We start from the raw sequence: 18,454 nt of genomic DNA, 5'->3' as shown, positions 1-18,454 counted from the left end.
AGAACCACCGCTCATCGGACAGACCCAACGGGGAACCTACCCCCTCGCTCGACGGGCCTGAGTCGGCGTGAACGCGGAGCTGCGCTCTTTTCTCGAGGTGTTGCGGAGCTGAGGCGACGACGGAGTGCTGACCGGTCGGCGGCAGGTCAGGTTGCCGGGAACTTGGCCTGGACCTGGCTTGTGGGGAAGCGCAAGCGTGGAACGACCATCGACGGGGATGTCAACCGGCATGGGCAGGTGTGCGGTCCGATGCTCCGTCCGAGCGGCGGGCGGCTCCTCGCCCTCGCCAGCACCCGATTCCTGTCAACGTCAGGAAGATAAGGGTCGAAATCCACCACCCGGGATGGCTCGGTTCCCAGTCCTGTGAGTACCCGGGATCGGCTAACTGCGATTGCAGGCGGGCCTGCTGTGCCCGGTATATCCGGTCACCGATCACTTCAACGAGGATGACTCCCACGCCGTATCCACCTAAACTCCAAGGCGCTGAACGGGGCACCATCATGACCGCGGTCAGAGCCAGGGGACCAAAGAAAACGGGGACCGCGTCGGCAGCCCAACGGGGCGTGTACAGCAGCGCAAGGGGTCCGGTGCCGAGCCAGAACACTACGCCGAAGCCGGCGGTGATAACGAGGACGGCGGTGGCCCGGTTGCGCATGCCTGAACGTAGCGCCAGTCCGGATCAGCCTCGATCCGCCGATGTATTGGGTGACCAAGCCGGGTCGTAACACACGAATGCCCCTGTGACCTGGGACGATTGGACTTGCGACAGTTCGATCGACCAGAAAACAGGAGCACCCGATAATGCGAGTCTGCCACAACATCTCCGCCGTGTTCGATGACCCGAACCTGATCGGCACGGCCGGCCTGGTCCCGGTGATGGGCTTGGCCGAGGAGGCCGGGCTGGAGGATCTGGTGGCCGGGCACGTCAGCGTGCCCGGCTCGGCCGGCGCCAACGCCGACCTCAAGGTCAGTTCGCTGGTCGCGGGCATGGTCGCCGGCGCGGACAGCATCGAGGACATGGACGTGGTGCGCCACGGTGGGATGGACCGGGTCTTCACCGGACTCCGGGCGCCGACCACGCTGGGCACCCACCTGCGCGGCTACACCTTCGGCCACGTCCGCCAGCTGGACGCCGTCGGCTCCCGTGTCCTGGCCAACCTGGCCGGTATCGTCCCGGGCCTGCTGGCCGGCGCCGATCAGGTCGCCTACCTGGATGTCGACGACACGATCCGCGCGACCCACGGGTACGCCAAGGAAGGGGTCGGGTACGGCTACACCGGTGTCAAGGGCCTGAACGTGCAGGTCGCGACCCTGTCCACCCCGACCGCGGCACCGGTGCTCGCAGCCACGAGGCTGCGCAAGGGCAACGCCGCCTCGGCGCACGGCGCGGCCCGGCTGATCGCCGACGCGCTGGCCACCGCCCGCCGGGCCGGTGCCACCGGCACTCTGACCGTCCGCGCGGACTCGGCCTACTACAACCACGACGTCGTCGCCGCGACCCGCCGGGCCGGGGCCCGGTTCTCCCTGACCGCCCGGATGGACCCGGCCGTGACCGCCGCGATCTCCCGGATCCCCGAGGACGACTGGGTGTCCATCAAGTACCCGAACGCGATCTGGGACCAGGCCGAGGACCGGTGGGTCTCCGACGCCCAGGTCACCGAGGTCGAGTACACAGCGTTCACGTCCCGGAAGAAGGCCGAGCACGTCACCGCCCGGCTCATCGTGCGCCGCGTCAGACGCCTGAACCCCAAGGCGACCAAGGCCGGGCAGGACGAGCTGTTCGCGACCTACCGCCACCACGCCGTGTTCACCGACTCACCCCTGTCCATGCTGGCCGCGGAGGCCTCGCACCGTGACCACGCGATCGTCGAGCAGGTCATCGCCGACCTGAAATCAGGGCCGCTGGCTCACGTCCCTTCCGGATCGTTCTCGGCCAACGGTGCGTGGACGGTGCTGGCCGCGATCGCCTACAACCTGACCCGCGCCGCCGGCGTCCTGGCCTCGACCCGGCACGCCTGGGCCCGACCCGCCACGATCCGCGACGAGCTGATCAAGATCCCCGCCCGGATCGCCAACCGGGCCCGACGACTCCACCTGCACCTGCCCACGAACTGGCCCTGGCAGCACCCCTGGCTTGGCCTCCACGACGCCGCCTACGCCCCCTCCTGACCCAGCCCCCTGACCCTTCGAGGAACGACCACAAGTGGAAAAGCCGGGCAGACCGGCGGACCTCCCACGCCCAGAACCCCGACCCGCTCCAAAAATCGTCTTCAGCGACGCGCGACCTCCTCACGAAACCCGCTCGGCGGATCCAGGATCAGAGGACCACGAGACGGACAGAACGCGATCGAACCGTGACCTTCCGGATCTACCCCAGACGCACCTCGAGGACGATCCGGATTCCCCTTCACCAGCAGCGGCATGTGAGTGCGTGATCGAGTGATCCCCGATAGTGTCCCGGTCATGGGGATGCGTACAGACCAGGGGGGCGCTGAAGGGGAGCACCGGCGGGAGCATCGATTCGAATCACTTGTGGACTCTCGATGACGGGGCAGGAAGCTGCGGACTATCTTCGGGCCGCTCCTCGAGCCCGGAAACGTAGAATGCGGCTGGGCTGGGTGTCTTTGTCATTCATGGCGTCGATCTTCACGACGCTGCTATCCGTTTGGATGTGGGACTCACCCCTGGAGCAGGCCACCTTCTTTGGCGCCGCGTGGCTTGTCACGGGTGTCATCGGGGGGTGGTGGATCACAGCTTCGGACTCACTTTCAGCCGCTGCTCCATCGGTGGACTCAACCGTCCCTGCAGTGCTGACGAAGGTGCAAGGCCAGAGGATCACCACGCGTCAGACCGACGGTACAGAACTTGTCTGGACCATCGAATCGCCTCGAAAGGCGTCCCTCGAAACTGGGCAGCGACTCTGGTTGGCTTCACCGGCGATGCGCGGGAAATACGTCCTTGGCGTCGCGGAGCCGCAGGCGGAAACCGACAAGGCACCTGCCGTCTTATGGCCAGCTGAAGTGGCATGAACTCCTGGGCGGTGGGACTGAGTGTTGCGCGCATGAGGCGTCGCCACCACCGAGTCTGCTTTCCCGGCGGCTGGGGCCAGCCTCGTAGGAGGCTTATGGAACATCCGGACGTCTGCGCGAACGGTCGCGCGATCAGCGGCAAGTCGGACGCGCCGCAGGCTAGCCCCGGTCTTTCATGAGGTCGGGCTGGTTGGCTCGGCGCGAGCGTGATGGTCATCGCCTTTCGGATTCGGCGCGTGGACGTGGGGTAGCGCCGGCTGGCGCTGCCGGGCTGCGGTTCTCCGGGTTCCTGGTCGTGAGCGGACGGGGCGGTCAGGGGTGTCGGGGGATGGCGGCGATGTTCGCGAAGACCGCGACGATCGCTGCCGCCCAGGGCCAGGACCTCGGGATCCGCAGCCGTCGGCGACGGGCGGCGTGGGTGAGCCGGGCGGGGACGTGCAGGAACCGGTAGCGCAGCGCCTTGGGCTCGCACGCGGCCAGGGGCTTGGCCTCACCGGTCAGGGCCAGCAGACGGGTCCAGGCGAGGAGGTCGGCGGCGATGCCGGTCAGCAGCAGCCAGGTCTGGTTGATGCCGAACTCTCGTGAGGGAAAGCGTCCCAGGCCGGAATCCTTCGCGTGCCGGATGCGGTCCTCCACGCGGGCATGGGCGCGGTGGCGGGCCTCCAGGAACGCCAGCTGCCCGACGGCAGTGTTGGTGACGAACGCCTGGTAACGCCACCCGTCTGCCTCCTCGAACAGGGACAGCTGCGCACCGGGGTGGGGCCGCTCACGGCGCACGATGACCCGCATCCCCTCGGGCCACGTCGCGAGCAGGTCCGCGTCGATGAGGCCGGTCAGCTCGGCGACGTGCCCGCCTTCGCGCACACCACCGTCGGCGTCCACCGCCGGGGTCCAGGTCTGCTTGGGCACCAGGACGATCGCGCCGCGGACCTGCTCGGTGAGCGCGAACCCGACGGAGTACTCCACCCGGCGGCCGCGGACCTTGCCCTGGCCGGTGAGCCAGTCCAGCAGGTCGTGCGAGGCACCGGCCCCGTCGGAGCGGACCAGCAGGTCCTTGCGGTGGGTGCCGGGGACCTGGGCGATCGCCGCAGCCAGGACCTCGATGTGATCGACGGCCGTGTTCGACCCGGCACGACCGGTGCGCAGCTTCGCGGCCAGAAACTCACTCGTGTTGTCGCACCACACGCCCAGGGGGTGGAACCCGAAGGTCCGCTTGAAGGTCGGCGCCGCCTGTTCCTTCTCACTGTGCGCGATCACGATCGTGGCATCCACATCGAGCACGACGACCTGTCCCAGGTCGCTCCCGGCGACCTTGCTGGCCGGCAACCCACCGGGGATCAGGGACCACACGTGGCGCCGGACCCGGGCCCGGCGGCGGCGATCTTCCTGGCCCGGGCCGGTGTGACCTCGTCCAGAGCACGCCACACCGTCGGTGGTGAGGCGACCGGCCCGAGCACGCCGCCCTGGTGGCGCAGCACGTCGACGTCGGCGATCGCCTCCCCGCCGTCGGCGAGCATCACCGCCACGTCGCTCAGCACCTGGCCGCGGTCGTGGACCGGCACGAACGAACGGCGGGCCATCGCCGCGGACAGCTCCGCCGTCAGCCCGGTGCGCTCCGCCAGCAGGCGCAGCCCCACACTGCCCGCGTGGGCCACCACGCCGACACCATCAGCAGAGACGGACAACCCCGACGACCACGACGTACGCTTCACTTACCGAGTGCTTCCTGCTGGGCGACCTGGGACCTTAGACAAGTCCAAGTCTTCCCTGATCAGGGAGCACTTCGGTGCTTCTACACGCCGATCACACCACCACCCCGTGAACGATCCGGGCTAGCGCCCTCCGTGCGGCAGGAGCGGATGGATCAGGTTCTGGTCGTCGGGGGCCTCGACCGGAGACAGCATGAGTCCTTCGTGGGTCACCGTCGATCCCAGAACTGTCTCGGAGTGGTCCAGGAAGGTGACATCCACTTTCCCCAGCCGGGTGAAGTTCACGCTGTCACCGGTGGGGGCTGACACGTACTCAAAGAGACCGCCGAGAGATCGTTAGTGCACGAAGGATGCCACGGTCGTACGGGTAACGGTGCAGGACGGCGGTCGGCTGCGGTCGTGGATAACCAGGACGCGCACCGACCCCGACCTGCCGAATGGGAGACAGCCACGCCAGCTCGTGCGTCAGCGGGTGATCGGTGTCATCGCCATGAAACAGCAGCTCTGCGGTTGGAGTTGATACCCTTCCTGGCCTACGACGTCGAAATCCGCCGGGTGCTGTTCTCCACCAACGCCATCGAGAGCTTGCACGCCAGGTACCGACGGGCGGTGACCGTGCACGGGCACTTCCCGACCGAGCAGGCCGCGCTGAAGTGCCTCTACCTGGTGACCCGCGGGTTGGACCCCAAGGGCACCGGGCAGGCACGATGGACCATGCGGTGGAAGCCCGCGCTCAACGCTTTCGCCGTCACCTTCGCCGACCGCATGCCGGCCGCGGAGAACCTCTGAGATGAACGCCGGAAACACCGTTCATCGGACAGACCCTCCTCGTCTTTGAGGGTGGGGTCATAGGTTCAGGCCTCCGCCGATGAGGCGGCATGCGCAGGCGGTAGTTCTCGAAGTTGGTCAGGCCTCGGGCGATGCGGCGGTGGAGCTCGATGAGGCCGTTGATGGCCTCGGTGCCGCCGTTGGAGGCGTTGGTCGTGAAGTAGGCCAGGAGGGCGTCCTTCCACTTGCGCAGGGTTCGACCAAGGCGGGCAATCTCGGGTATCGGGCAGGAGGGGAAGGAGGCGACGATGCGCTCGACGATCGCTCGGCCCTCGGCCTTGTCGGCGTGCTTGTAGGCCGAGCGCAGCTGCTGGGCGCACTGCCAGGCAAGGTCGACCTCATCGTGGGCCTCGTTCGCGGCGAATGCCCGCTCGATCCGGGCGCGTTGCTTGTCGGTGAGGTTCTCCGCGCCGGCGCGCAGGATGTTCTGGATCCCGTAGAGCGGGTCGCCCTTGCGCCCGCGGTGCCCCGTGGAGGCCTGCTGGACCCGGCGGCGGACCTCGTCGACGCACTTGGTGCCCAGGGCGACGACGTGGAAGACGTCGAGCACGGCGGTGGCCTCGGCCAGCTCCTCATCGATCGCGGTGTTGTATCCCTGGAACGGGCCGAGGGTGGCGACACGGATGCCGGCGGTGAAGTCTTTGCCGCGGGCCGTCAACCAGTCGGCGTAGGCGGCCCTGGTGCGGCCCGGGACGAGGTCGAGCAGTCGTGCCCTGACCTGCCCGTTCTTGTATCTGGTCAGGTCGACCATGCCGGTGAGCTCCTTCGGTCCGCGGCCACCGTCGGCGACGGGCTTGGTGGAGACGTGGTGCCAGTTGGGTCGGTCCGGGGCGCGGTGGCGGCATTGCTGTCGCTCCGTTTCCCCGGACCGCCCGCCGAACCCGGCGTGCGACTCTCACCGCACCGGGCTCTCCACGAGGTGGTTGTTGCTCAGCCGGTGGTGACTGTCGGTGTCCACGGGGTCGGGATCCGGTAGCCGCGGTAGCGGTACCGGACGACGGAGACGCTGGCTGCGCCCCGGAACCGTTGCCCGTCGACGGCGAGCCGCCAGGTCCCGGGCAGGCAGAACCTGCGCCGTAACTCTGGCCATCCGATCTTGTGCTTGTCCCGCAACCAGGCCGTGATCCGCTCCCACGCATAGGAGTCGACCGCGGAGAAGGTCGCTTTGGACACGCCGTGCCGGAAGTAGTTGGCCCACCCTCGCAGCACCCGGCCCAGGTACTCGAACAAGTACCCGGGATCGTGGTGCAGGGTCGCTCTGTACGTCATGGATTTCACCCGGCCCTTGATCGAGGCGATCGCCTTCTTCGAGGGCTTGGTGTACACGAACCACTTGTTGCTCCCTCGCCTGCGCATCCGACGGATGTTGAAGCCGAGGAAGTCGAACCCGTCCTCGATGTGGACCACACGGGTCTTCTCCGGTGACAGGCGCAGGCCCATCGGGGCCAGCACGCCTGCCACCTCCGTCCGCAACTGCTCGGCGTGCTCCCGCTGCCCGGTGACCAGGACGACGAAGTCGTCGGCGTACCGGACCAGACGGTAGTTGGGCCTGCCTTGTCGCTTGCGGCGCTGCCGCTGGACCTCGGTGCCCATCTGTTGCTCCCACGCGGTGATGAAGTGATCATCCAGCGTGGACAGGGCGATGTTGGCCAGCAACGGGGACAAGATCCCGCCCTGCGGGGTGCCGGTGTGCGTCGCCTCCCGCGAGCCGGTGGTGGTCATCACCCCGGCCTTGAGGAACGACTTGACCAGCCTGGTCACGCGCTTGTCGCCGATCCGCGTTCGGACCCTGTCCAACAGGGCGACGTGATCGATCCTGTCGAAGCACGCCTCGATGTCGGCCTCCAGCACCCAGTGGTAGGACTTGGTGGTGAAGTGATGGATCTCGGCGATGGCGTCCTGCGCGCGCCGGTTCGGGCGGAAACCGTACGAGCACGGAGCGAAGTCCGCCTCGAAGATCGGTTCCAGCACCAGTTTCAGAGCCGCCTGCACCACCCGGTCGGTCACGGTCGGGATCCCCAGCCTGCGGACCTTGCCGCTGGCCTTGGGAATCTCCACCTGACGTACCTCGACCGGGCAGAACGTCCGCGCCCGTAACTGCGCGCGGACGCCGTTCAGGAACTCCTCGACCCCGATCCGGGAAGCGATCCAGGCCACGGTGGCCCGGTCCACCCCCGGCGTCCGCGACCCCTTGTTCCCCGCGACGCGTTGCCACGCCACCACCAGGAACGCCGGGTCACAGACCAGGTTGTACAGATCGTCGAACCGGCGGCCGGGGTCCCCGACCGCCCAACAATGCAGCTTGGTCTGCATCCTCCGTACCGTCACCTGGGCCCACTCATGCTCGGGCCAGATCACGGCGCCGGTGTTCACCGACGCGTCTTCGGACATCACAGTCCCTCCTTGCTTCCTCTCGCTGCCGTCCTTCCCCATGCGACCGGCTCTCCCGGCCTCGGAGTACTACGACGGCTCCGCCCCACCCGCACCCTTCGGTCGGCATCGGACCTATCCCCGCCACGAGGGCGGGGAACGGACTACGGGCGGTTCCCACGTTCACTGTTGCTCGGTCAACGGGCGAGGCGCCCGGCTTTGCCCCTGCGGTCTCGTCGTGGCTACGCCGTAGACCTTCACCACGACCTGCCAGGCCCGACACATACAACCGTCCCGACAGTTCCCTGCCCCCCGACGGCCACCTGGCTGGCAGCCACCACAAGGGGCAGGTACGCACCGCTCACCAGCCCAGATCCACCGGGTTCGAGCTGGTCGACGATGAAGAGGCTTCACAACACCGGTTCCTTGCGTACACCTTCCCGTCTCGTTCACCAGGCACGGCCCGTCCGGTAGTGCCGAACCGCCCTGACTTCGTCGCGGCTGCTCCCACCCTCCCCGGCGATCCCCGGTTCAGGCTGCCGCCAACTTCACCCAGCCGCTACGACGACCAGGCGATGCAGGTCTCTCACCTCCATCCGAAACAACAGCGCCTCGTGGCGCACGATGTGCTCATCGACCCCGAGGGTGGACACACCGGCGAAGCGGGTCTCATCCTCGGCCGCGGCGGCCAGGATCGGCTTGATCGCGGACCAGACGGTGCGCCACCGCACGCCGAGCTGGCGGGCGATGCCCTGGACGCTGGCGTGCTCGCGCCGGATCTGGCCGATCGCCCACCGTGCCGCCCTGGTGATGAGCAACCCGCGAGGACGGGCAAGGTCCGGTTCCTGCTCGGTGAACGTGACCCTCTCGCAGGCATCCTCCCGGCAGCGGTAGCGGCGCTTGCGCCACAGCAGGACGACGGGTGTGGTGTAGCACGGCGCGTCGATCAGCCTTACCGTTCGTCGACCCACGGCCTCGGCGAGCACCCCGCAGGTGGGGCAACCGGCCGGGCCCGGCGCGGACTCCACCGTGACGGTGAGCAGGTTCGGGGACCGCTCGACGGCGAGCACGTGCAGGCCGTCGAGGCCCAGAAACAGGTCGCAGCTGTCGCAGTACGCGCTGCCAGCGCCCGGGGCGCGGCAGCACGACGTAGGGTGATTCACGTCGAGGTCCTTGGAGATCAGGAGAGGTAAGAGTCCTCTGATCATCGGGGACCTCGACCCCATCCGGCCTCACCCAGCGCATCGGCGCGCCGCCCTCACCCCACCCTCAAAGACGAAGAGCCGGATGTCTGCCGCATCCGGGTAGTCGCCAACCTGCCATGCGCGCAATAGAGGGCGGAGTAAGCCGTCAGCCTCCGTAGAGCACATCTTGGGGGGGCATGGGCGGGCAGGCGTCCAGAAAGTCTTGGTAGGACTCCCAACGGCCCGTCCGGATGGCGTCCTGGACCACTTGCGGTTCCAACTCCCCCAGCTCCTCCCAGGCCCCGTCCCGCTCCAGGAATCGCTCGCGGCTCGGTGGCTCCGGCACGTCGTAACCCAGCTCCCGGATGCAGGGCACCATCACCTCGACCTGGTGGTCGTACACCAGCTCCAGCTGCGCCCTCGAGAGGGATTCGCGATACCGGTGAGCCACTGGGTACTTCGCCTGGCAAACGTACAGCGCAGTATTCAGGCCGAGTAACTGCCCGTCCGGGGTCGTCCAGCTCATCGTGCCTCCCTGCCGGTCCGGCGGGAAGCCTTGCTCTGTCATGCACTCGGAAGTAACCTCATCTGACTCCTCAGGACTGATCTCGCGCACCACGTCCACCTGCGGCAGACTCCTCGGATCCAAGCCAAAATCGACGGCGAGGCGTTCCAACTCCTCCTCATGAGTGAGAGGCGCCAAGGCTGTGCCGCCCCCGTCGGCGCTTCCCTCCGGGCCCGAAGCGCAGCCAGTCAGAACTAGGGCAAGCCCTACGGTTGTTGCCCACTGTCGGCGCCTTCCGACCACGTCGACAGTAAAGGCATCGTCATCCGGCACAGTAGAACCGCTGGTGCCCGGGTGGGCTTGTCAGTATGTGCGGCGCTTCGATCTCGCCAGCCGCGACTCGCAACCCCGTCCAGGTTGCGGCCCTGGTGTTGCTCGGGTAAGGGTAGTCGCGGAAGCCATGATTGTAGGTCCTGGTGGAACCTGAACTGTTGGTGACCCGATGGTAAGTTTGACCAACCGTGTCCGAGGAGATGATCAGCTGCTGGCCGGCGCTACAGTAGACCGTGCCCGACCGGATCACAGCTGCCTGAGCGGGAATCGTGCCCAGCAGAGTGACAGCTAGCAACCCACCAAGTCCCGCAGCCGTCCACCGGCTCCACATCTCGCCCTTGAATATCCATTCACGTCGCATTCTGAACTCCGTCGTCCGGAAACTGCTACGGAAGCCCCGTGTTCCCAGCCAGAATGGTGCCCTCGCCTAGTTGATGCAACGCTTCGCGGACCACATCGTGACCACATCGTGACATCAGTCAGGTCGCGCCGCACCCGGCTTCAGCATTCGTGAGACGATCGTGCCCGAGACTGTCCGTGGCATAACCATCTCGCCCCGACCAACAGTTATCGGGCTCTTCGTCTTTGAGGGTGGGGTGAGGGCGGCGCGCCGACGCGCTGGGTGAGGCCGGGACGTGTCGAGGTCCCCAATGATCAGAGGACTCTTACCTCACCCTGATCTCCGAGGACCTCGACGTGAATCAGCCTACGTCGTGCTGCCGCGCCTGGAGCGCCGGCGGCGCGTACTGCGACAACTGCGACTTGCTCGTCGGCCTGGACGGGCTGCACCTGAAAGCCGTCCGGCGGGAACCGGACCTGCTTACCGTGACGGTGGAGTCGGCGCAGGCACCGGTCGGGTGTCCGACCTGCGGGAGGGTCGCGGAGGCGCACAGCCGGCGGGCGGTGCGGCTGGTCGACGCGCCCTGCTTCGACACCCCGGTCGTGCTCATCTGGCGCAAGCGCCGCTACCGGTGCCGCGAGGACGGATGCGCAGTGCGGACGTTCACCGAGCAGGAACCAGACCTGGTCCGCCCGCGCGGGCTGCTCACCACCCCCGCCGCGCGATGGGCCATCGGGCAGATCCGCAGGGAGCACGCCTCGGTGCAGGGCGTGGCCCGCCAGCTCGGTGTGCGGTGGCGCACGGTGTGGGCCGCGATCAAGCCGATCCTGGCCGCGGCGGCCGAGGACGAGTCCCGCTTCGCCGGCGTGTCAACCCTGGGCGTGGATGAGCACGTGGTGCGCCACGAGGCGCTGTTGTTTCGGATGGAGGTGAGAGACCTGCATCGTCTGGTCGTCGTAGCGGCTGGGTGAAGTTGGCGGCAGCCTGAACCGGGGATCGCCGGGGAGGGCGGGAGCAGCCGCGACAAAGTCAGGGCGCTTCGGCACTACCGGACGGGCCGTGCCTGGTGAACGAGACGGGAAGGTGTACGCAAGGAACCGGGTGTTGTGAAGCCTCTTCATCATCGACCTGAATCGCCCCGAGTTTGTCAGACGGTCAGTTCTGCCGCGAGCGGTTGCTCGGCGGTGTGGTTGTGACGGTAGTACTCAATCTCGATCTCTGCAGGGGTGCGGTAGCCGAGCGAGGAGTGGATTCTGGTGTGGTTGAACCAGTCGACCCAGCTGAGTGTGGCCAGCTCGAGATCGTCCGCGCCTCGCCAGGGTCCTTCCCAGTAGACGAGTTCGGCCTTGTAGAGGCCGTTGACGCTCTCGGCAAGGGCGTTGTCGTAGGAGTCGCCCACGGTCCCGATCGAGGCCTGGAGACCGGCCTCGATGAGCCGGTCTGTGTACCGGATCGAGGTGTACTGGCTGCCCGCGTCGGAGTGGTGTACGAGGCCGTTGACGTCGTGCCCGGCGCGGCCGCGGTGCCACAGCGCCATGTCCAACGCATCCAGCGGCAGGTCGGTCTTCATCGTCCTGGCCGCTCGCCAGCCCACGATCATCCGGGAGAAGACATCGATGGCGAAGGCGACGTAGACGAACCCGGCGAAGGTCGCCACGTAGGTGAAGTCGACCCCTTCGTCTGGACCAAGACCGCAGACGAGATCCTCAAGAAAGCCAACCGTCAAGCAACTGAACGCGGGCCACTAGTTTAACTACGAGGTGCACCTCTGACCGGTGCGTCGCAACTCTCTACCTACCCGGGGGTTGCGTATCGGGTGTAGACACGCCACTCTGTACTCAGAGGCGACGACGGCGTCGCACAAAACGAAGGGGTGGGACATGGAATCACGCTTGAGAAGCAAGGTGACTGGTTTAGCGGCTGGCATCGCGCTGACCGTCGCGATGGCTGGCCCCGCGTCTGCGGCTGCCGATTCGGGGATTCGGCATCATCCGTGTCCCAACAACAACACAGGCGTGATCACCCTGCAGTTGCGAGGCACGGGCAACACCTGGGGCCCGGGTGATTGGCAAACTGGGGGAGCTTACCCGGAGTGGCAGAACACCGGCGGCGTTTACAGGACGATCACGGACGGTGGTCGCATGACAGGTGGGGGCTACTACCGCGTCGTCGCCAATGACACCTACCGTAACTTGGTGCCTTCTTGCCGCTTGACCGGCTAGTCGCCGCAATCCTCCTTACGGTGTCACTAGCCGGCTGTTCGTCGGGTGCTTCACCGTCATCGGAGGAGACAGCCGGGTCGGCCCGAGAGGCATACGGCGACTACGTGCTGGAGCATCGACGCTGGGAAAGTGCCTTCGTCGAGTGCCTTCGCGATGCGGGCCTGCAGCCCATACATCGGCGTGGAGGCGGCTGGGAAGGTTTCAGTGTGCCGAACCGGCCCTCTGAAGGTGGCCTGGATTCTGAATGCCTGTCGGTGGCAGGGCCGGTACCTCTCAATCCTCCTTTCGATCGGGGAATGTTGGAAGACGTGTACGACGCAGAGTTGCGAGCAGCAGCCTGTCTGCGTGAGCACGGCTACCCAGTGGCGGAGCCGTCCAGTAAGGAGGCCTTTGTCGAAGGCTATGAGTCCGAGGCAGGGCCGCCTTGGCTCGCGCACTCTGAGGTAGTCCACGCGGTCTCTCCATGGGAGTGGGAGAACGAGGTGCTCCGAGACTGCCCTCAGATTGATCCGTGGGGGCTCTTTGCCCCCGAGGAAACGCCATCCCCACCCTCAGGGAGTTGACCTCAACCAGGTGGGCGGGCAGGCGCCAGTCCGACGGCTGAGGGCGCCTTGCAGCCCGCACAACATCTTCGACCGGTGGCCCAACGGCTGGGCGCCGGATTCTCCAATTCGTTGCGCCAGATCATCCGAGTCGATCAAGGACGCCTTCAAGGTAGAGCTCGACCCAGAAGCCACGGCGGACAAACCTCGCCGGCGTGATCGTTCGTATCTGGAGGTCTCCTCGCCCTCACTGTTGTCATCTTGCACGACGACCACACCGGCCGACCCGTGAAACGATCGCTGATCGCCTGCCACGACTAAAGGGCTTGAAGGCACTCCGGCTAGAACCCGGTCGCGTGGTAGCCCCCGTCGACGTGCACGATCTCGCCGGTCGTGGCGGGGAACCAGTCGGAGAGCGGCGCCACGCAGGCCTGGGCGGCGGGCACCGGGTCCTTGACGTCCCAGCCCAGCGGCGAGTGCTCGCCCCACTTGGCGAACTGCTCGAAGTCCGGGATCGACTTGGCCGCGGTGGTCGCGATCGGGCCGGCGGAGACCAGGTTGGAGCGGATGCCGAGCGGCCCGAGGTCGCGGGCCAGGTAACGGCTGGTCGCCTCGAACGCCGCCTTCGACACGCCCATCCAGTCGTAGACCGGCCAGGCGTACTGCGCGTCGAAGGTGAGCCCGACGATCGAGCCGCCCTGGCCCATCCGCGGCAGCCAGCGACTTCAGCGAGTACGCGCTCACCTGCATCGCGGTCGCGACGTCGGACCAGGCGGCGTTCATGAGGTCGAACGCGCCCCGGGGGGCGAAGCCGATTCGCCCAGAGGTTGGCCGATACCGAGGTCAGCTGCCGTAGAGCTGGTCGGCGGGCGGGAGGCCGGGGCAGTCCTGCTCCAACTCCCTGAACGACTGGTCGTCGGTCTGGCCGATGACCTCCCGGAGCGGGTCCCACATCGGCGTCATCCGCTCTGAGTACCACTCGACGTAAGCCGTCAGGGTCGGCGGTTCCCCGGCCTCGTAACCGCGCTCCTCTACGCAGGGCAGGGTCTGCTCGACCTGCCACGAGTAGATCTGCACCAGCTGCTCGGTCGAGTAGGGCTGGTAGTACTCCGGCGCGAGCGGATAGCTCGCGTCACAGGTATACATCGCCAGCGTGAACGCGTCCTGCTGCTCGGTGGGATAGCTCCATCTGGTCCCCCCGCTCTGGGCATCGTACTCACCGCTGAATCCCTGGTCGGCCATGCAGGCGATGATGACCTCCTCCTGCTCCTCAAGGTTGATCTCCCGGATCACGGCGACCTCGGGCAACTCATCGAGGTCGTAGTTCGACCAACTCAGCCAGTCCTCCCGGGTGAAGACCGGAGGCTCCCACTCAGGCAGTTCCTCGTCCACCGAGGAAACGTCGCCCGGCTCGTCATTGAGGTCGCCGGCCGCCTGCGTGGGCGGTGGCGAAGCCGTCTCTGTTTCGGGGGTCGTCGGTGTATCAGCGCTCGGCGGGTCGGTCGACCCGCGTCGCAGGCTGCGAGCAGAACGCTCGAGGCTATGGTCAGAACAGCGACGCACGTCGCTGTCCTCCCCGACCCTCGGCCTAGAGCGGGCGAGACACGCACCGGATCCACGGCGTCCGGTCCCACGCCTCCCACGAGTGATTGGTCGCCGTCCACCTGGTGTGAAGGAAAGGTGCCTGCGACGTGAAACGCAGCGTCCCTTGTCCTCTATACGTCTCGGTCCTGCCACTCGAGGACGTGTGCGTGTGGGTGTGCGTGAGGTACGACTGTGTGTAGGTCGTGAGAGCGGGCTGGAAGTTGGTCGAGCAGCCGAGTTGTCCAGAACTCGACGCCGCCGAGGCTCCAGCCGTTGGCAGGATGCTGAGAAGCAGCGCCACTGCCAGGCTAACAGCATAGAACTTCATCTTGGTCATCGTTGACTCCTTTGATGTACAAAAGAAGTTAGGCCTAGCGCCCGTGTTCGTCAAGGATCCGACGAGACTCACCTAAAGTGCCCGCGAAACGGGCCTGGTGCCTCAACTAAGAATGCCCGCGAAACGAGGGGGCTGCTGGGTGCCACCCTGGGACATGGATGGTGGGCTGTCGATGAGGTCTCGTGCCGAGGTGACGACGCGGTACGCCAGGACGTACGTGAGCGCGGGGAAGAAGGTGCGTGGCCAGATCCTGGACGAGGTGGTCTCGGTGACCGGCTGGTCGCGGGACAACGCCCGCCGCCGGCTGACCGAGGCGGCGAAGTCGCCGCCGGGGTCGGGCCGGCAGGTAGCGACCCGGCCCCGACGGCCGCGGGCACCGAAGTACTCCTACGACGCGACCAAGGTGCTGCAGCGGGTGTGGGCGGCCTCCGGAGGGCAGTGCGGGAAGTACCTGGCCGCCTCGATGCGCACCCAACTCGACGCCCAGGAACGCCATGGTGAGCTCGCCCCTGCAGGGATCGGGTCGGCTGGACCCGCAGGGCAGGTACAGCCCCGAGGTGCGGGCCGAGCTGCTGTCGATGAGCGCGGCCACGATCGACCGGTACCTGGCACCGGCCAAGGCCACGGAGCAGCTGCGCGGCACTGCCACGACCAAGCCCTCCCCGTTGCTGCGGTCCTCGATCACCGTCCGCAAGGCCGGGGACGAGGTCGAGGCCGGACCGTGAACACGTCGGCAGTGCGCCTCTGCCTTCTGGAGGTCCTGGTCCTGCGCAGCGTCCGCCTTGATCTCCATCCGGATCTCGTCCGGGTCGTAGGTCGTGGGGAACCCTTGGTCGGTAAGGCACTGAGCGATGTCCGCGTAGTACCCACGGGCCACCTCCTGGACTGTGCTGCGGGCCGTGTCCGGAGACGAGGTGTCACCGTCGGGACCGTTACAGGAAGCGAGCAGTCCACAGGCGAGCAGAGTCCATCCCACGCACGCTCCTCCCCGGGCCCTGCGCGCATTCACCCGCTAACTAACCTCATTCATGGGCGTGAAGCTCCACGTGCTGATGGCACATGGTTGGAGTCTGCCACGCATGTCGAAAGCGGGTCCCGACTGCTTACCAGTTGCGGCAAGAGCGGATGCCTCGGCGGGCGGAGCGAAACCTGGAGCGACACACACGACGGGCCAGGCGCACCCTCCCCCCCCGAGCCGGGGCCAGGGTTGACCCCGCGCGTTCCCATCCCATAGTGTCTGCGCTTCTGACGCTGCCATCGTGGGCAACCGTCACCTGGACTAGGGAGGCAGTCATGCAGGGGACAGGGCGGAAGATCGTAGGATCACTTCTGGGGGGATTACTTGTCGTAGGTTTAGCTATTCCAGCATTCGCTGCGCAGAAGGATGGGTACCTCTATCGGATCGACTGCATACAGCCGTCAGACCCCTGGGTGCAGGCCCGGACCTCGGGGACTACCCAGGTGAAAGGCCCGGGACAGAACTTCTATAGAGAGTTTGTCAACGGCACGCAGTATCAGACGCGATATGTGTACGGAACGTACAATGGCGGTTACTGGCATGTGACGACGCCGGCGAATCTCGACTCCAGCAACACGCGTGGCATCTGCCGCAATCCGTGATCGCCAGTGAAACTGAGAACGGCGATATTGGGTGCTGCCGCTCTCCCACTGCTTCTGGGAGCTTGTCTTGCTGGTCCAGAAGGTTCGGGGGAAGCTGGCGCGAACGCCCCTGTCCGCTCCACTGAGGTGAGCAGTGCAGACACTGCTTCCGCACCGGTGCCCGCTACGTCACCCGCGCACGGAGCCGCGCCGAGCGCTCCGGCCGCCCGGCCACGTAATCTGGAGGATCTGCAGCGCGCCTGGCTTCAGACCAAGGGCGAATGCCTGCGGGAGGCAGGATTTAGGGCGCAGATGGCTGGGGACGGGCTCGACATTTGGGACCCGCCTCCGGAGCAGCGGGCTGCTTTCGAAGAGGCCATCCAGGCGTGCGAAGCCGAGGCGGGGCCAGTCCCGGGTGGCGATCCGATGACTCGGGAGGAGCTCGGCACCCTTTATGATCTTCAGCTCCAGGCGAGGGAATGCTTGTTGGCGGGGGGATACCCGGTGACCGATCCAAGCAGTCGTGAGATCTTTATTAGTTTGTACCTCGCGATGTACGAAGGTGGCACCGATATCCAACCTCCGTGGTTCGCCCACGAGGCGACCGATGCCTCGGGAGACCTCTCCGCGCGGGAAGCCTGCCCTGAACCGACCATGGCCGACGTGTACAGGGCGAACGCATGACCTCCACTGCCCAACAGGATCAGTTGGACTGGGCGTCTCGAGCCTGCCCGTCCTGGCGTCGCCCGCGAATAACCCGGTGCAAGAATTGCGCGCGGAAAGCCCGGTCCGCGGGTCACGGGCTTACGCAGACCAGGACTGGAGACTCTGCGTATCCGAGTTGGTCGTATCCCCCTGACGAGGGCCCCTCCCGGACGGGCAGATCTTGGAGCCTCCCTCGCACCGGGGAGTGGGGTATGAACGCGCCACGCGGCTACGTGTTTCATAGACGGCAGGATTGGGCCGGCCAGGCTCGGTTCTAGGTGACCGGGACGGTCGTCCTCTTTGCGGCTGCCCACACCCCGGGTGTGAGGCTCACAATTGGCGTGCGTCGTCCCGGTCACCGCCAGGGCTGCGAGAGGCTCAAGAGGGGTATGCCCAGCCGTACGTAGCGGTGCCCTCCCAGCTCGACACCACCGTTGTTGTCGCGAGCAAGGGAGCACAGCATGGACGAGCAGTCACCGCGGGTCGTGATCGGGATGGACCCGCACAAGCCCAGCGTCACGATCGAGGTCATGACCGCCGACGAGGCGCTAGTGGGCGGTGGACGGTTCGGCACCGATGCCGACGGGTACGGCCGGTTGCTGGCCTACGCCCGGGCGTGGCCGCACCGGGTGTGGGCGGTCGAGGGCTGCGCCGGCATCGGCAAGCACGTCGCGGACCGGCTGGTCGCCGACGGTGAGGACGTGGTCGACGTGCCGGCGAAGATGTCGGCGCGGGTGCGGATCTTCACCACCGGGCAGGGCCGCAAGACCGACGCCACCGACGCCCACTCCATCGCCCTGGTCGGGGTCCGCATGACCGGACTGCGCCCGGTCGTCAATGACGAGCAGCTCGAGATCTTGCGGATGTGCGTGGACCGGCGCCGCTCCCTGGGCGAGGAGCACACCCGCAAGGTGTGCCAGCTGCACAAGCTCCTGCTCGAGCTCATCCCCGGCGGAGCCAAGACGTTCCTGTCCGCGGCCCAGGCCAAGGAGCTGCTCAAGAAGGTCCGCCCCACCACGGCGGCCGGCAAGGTCCGCAAGGCCCACGCCCTGGAACTGACAGCTGACCTGGCCACGATCTACGCCCGGACCAAGGCCGCGGACAAGGAGCTCAAGGCCCTAGGGCGTGTCGTCTCCAAAGGCTGAGGGTCGGGGTCGGGGAGTGTGG

11 protein-coding genes and 5 pseudogenes are annotated in these 18,454 nt (G+C 66.8%); 7 read left to right on the top strand and 9 right to left on the bottom strand.

Annotated elements, in window-relative coordinates; all coding sequences use genetic code 11:
• Positions 1-801: 801 nt before the first annotated feature.
• On the top strand, positions 802-2,169 hold the full coding sequence (locus E3Z34_RS02285) for an IS1380 family transposase (RefSeq protein WP_134772176.1): 1,368 nt from the start codon (positions 802-804) through the stop codon (positions 2,167-2,169).
• 464 nt (positions 2,170-2,633) lie between these two features.
• Positions 2,634-3,029, top strand: coding sequence for a hypothetical protein (locus E3Z34_RS02280; RefSeq protein WP_134772306.1), 396 nt, complete (start codon positions 2,634-2,636; stop codon positions 3,027-3,029).
• Between the two features lie 312 nt (positions 3,030-3,341).
• Here E3Z34_RS02280 and E3Z34_RS02275 read toward each other — a convergent pair.
• Positions 3,342-4,741, bottom strand: a pseudogene (locus E3Z34_RS02275) (IS1380 family transposase).
• A 120-nt stretch (positions 4,742-4,861) separates the two neighbouring features.
• The gene (locus E3Z34_RS17580; protein WP_158288585.1) at positions 4,862-5,023 is read right to left on the bottom strand and encodes a hypothetical protein; all 162 of its coding nucleotides are present in this window, start codon (positions 5,021-5,023) and stop codon (positions 4,862-4,864) included.
• 156 nt (positions 5,024-5,179) lie between these two features.
• On the opposite strand from E3Z34_RS17580, the pseudogene E3Z34_RS02270 reads away from it, so the two are divergent.
• A pseudogene (locus E3Z34_RS02270) lies at positions 5,180-5,527 on the top strand (transposase); the annotation flags it as partial.
• A gap of 57 nt (positions 5,528-5,584) precedes the next feature.
• Here E3Z34_RS02270 and E3Z34_RS02265 read toward each other — a convergent pair.
• The 4 genes and pseudogenes from E3Z34_RS02265 to E3Z34_RS02250 all read right to left on the bottom strand — a co-directional run.
• A pseudogene (locus E3Z34_RS02265) lies at positions 5,585-6,392 on the bottom strand (ISL3 family transposase); the annotation flags it as partial.
• Positions 6,393-6,496: 104 nt separating this feature from the next.
• Positions 6,497-7,957 carry a group II intron reverse transcriptase/maturase gene (gene ltrA / locus E3Z34_RS02260; protein WP_134772305.1) on the bottom strand — a complete coding sequence of 487 codons (1,461 nt, stop codon included), beginning with the start codon at positions 7,955-7,957 and terminating at the stop codon, positions 6,497-6,499.
• Positions 7,958-8,484: 527 nt separating this feature from the next.
• Complete coding sequence (locus E3Z34_RS02255) at positions 8,485-9,144, bottom strand: transposase family protein (RefSeq protein ID WP_158288584.1); 660 nt, start codon at positions 9,142-9,144, stop codon at positions 8,485-8,487.
• A gap of 142 nt (positions 9,145-9,286) precedes the next feature.
• Positions 9,287-9,958, bottom strand: a complete 672-nt coding sequence (locus tag E3Z34_RS02250; RefSeq protein ID WP_134772303.1) for a hypothetical protein — start codon at positions 9,956-9,958, stop codon at positions 9,287-9,289.
• A gap of 696 nt (positions 9,959-10,654) precedes the next feature.
• On the opposite strand from E3Z34_RS02250, the gene E3Z34_RS02245 reads away from it, so the two are divergent.
• Complete coding sequence (locus E3Z34_RS02245; RefSeq protein WP_158288583.1) at positions 10,655-11,269, top strand: transposase family protein; 615 nt, start codon at positions 10,655-10,657, stop codon at positions 11,267-11,269.
• Between the two features lie 176 nt (positions 11,270-11,445).
• On the opposite strand, the pseudogene E3Z34_RS02240 reads toward E3Z34_RS02245, so the two are convergent.
• The 3 genes and pseudogenes from E3Z34_RS02240 to E3Z34_RS02230 all read right to left on the bottom strand — a co-directional run.
• Positions 11,446-11,967 (bottom strand): annotated as a pseudogene (locus E3Z34_RS02240) (IS3 family transposase); the annotation flags it as partial.
• A gap of 1,436 nt (positions 11,968-13,403) precedes the next feature.
• Positions 13,404-13,878 (bottom strand): annotated as a pseudogene (locus E3Z34_RS02235) (SDR family oxidoreductase); the annotation flags it as partial.
• Between the two features lie 27 nt (positions 13,879-13,905).
• Entirely contained in the window at positions 13,906-14,454 is a 549-nt protein-coding gene (locus tag E3Z34_RS02230; RefSeq protein WP_134772300.1) for a hypothetical protein, read from the bottom strand.
• Between the two features lie 1,026 nt (positions 14,455-15,480).
• Between E3Z34_RS02230 and E3Z34_RS18090 the strand changes: the two genes are divergently transcribed.
• The 3 genes from E3Z34_RS18090 to E3Z34_RS02215 all read left to right on the top strand — a co-directional run bounded on the left by E3Z34_RS18090 (position 15,481) and on the right by E3Z34_RS02215 (position 18,432).
• The gene (locus E3Z34_RS18090; protein ID WP_202977007.1) at positions 15,481-15,708 is read left to right on the top strand and encodes a hypothetical protein; all 228 of its coding nucleotides are present in this window, start codon (positions 15,481-15,483) and stop codon (positions 15,706-15,708) included.
• Positions 15,709-16,729: 1,021 nt separating this feature from the next.
• Positions 16,730-17,266, top strand: coding sequence for a hypothetical protein (locus tag E3Z34_RS02220; protein ID WP_134772299.1), 537 nt, complete (start codon positions 16,730-16,732; stop codon positions 17,264-17,266).
• Positions 17,267-17,748: 482 nt separating this feature from the next.
• A complete protein-coding gene (locus tag E3Z34_RS02215) occupies positions 17,749-18,432 on the top strand; it encodes an IS110 family transposase (RefSeq protein WP_134772298.1) in 684 nt (227 codons plus the stop codon).
• Positions 18,433-18,454 lie beyond the last annotated feature (22 nt).

It is taken from the genome of Ornithinimicrobium flavum (assembly GCF_004526345.1).
GTDB lineage: Bacteria > Actinomycetota > Actinomycetes > Actinomycetales > Dermatophilaceae > Ornithinicoccus > Ornithinicoccus flavus.
The sequence above is the reverse complement of the archived record's forward strand: the minus strand, read 5'-3'. Positions and strand labels throughout refer to the sequence as shown.

What these genes read in the sequence shown, in the direction of transcription:
- E3Z34_RS02285 (WP_134772176.1), top strand. Translation starts at nt 802, where the DNA reads ATGCGAGTCTGCCACAACATCTCCGCCGTGTTCGATGACCCGAACCTG.
- E3Z34_RS02280 (WP_134772306.1), top strand. Translation starts at nt 2,634, where the DNA reads ATGGCGTCGATCTTCACGACGCTGCTATCCGTTTGGATGTGGGACTCA.
- ltrA (WP_134772305.1), bottom strand. Translation starts at nt 7,957, where the DNA reads ATGTCCGAAGACGCGTCGGTGAACACCGGCGCCGTGATCTGGCCCGAG.
- E3Z34_RS02255 (WP_158288584.1), bottom strand. Translation starts at nt 9,144, where the DNA reads ATGATCAGAGGACTCTTACCTCTCCTGATCTCCAAGGACCTCGACGTG.
- E3Z34_RS02215 (WP_134772298.1), top strand. Translation starts at nt 17,749, where the DNA reads ATGGACGAGCAGTCACCGCGGGTCGTGATCGGGATGGACCCGCACAAG.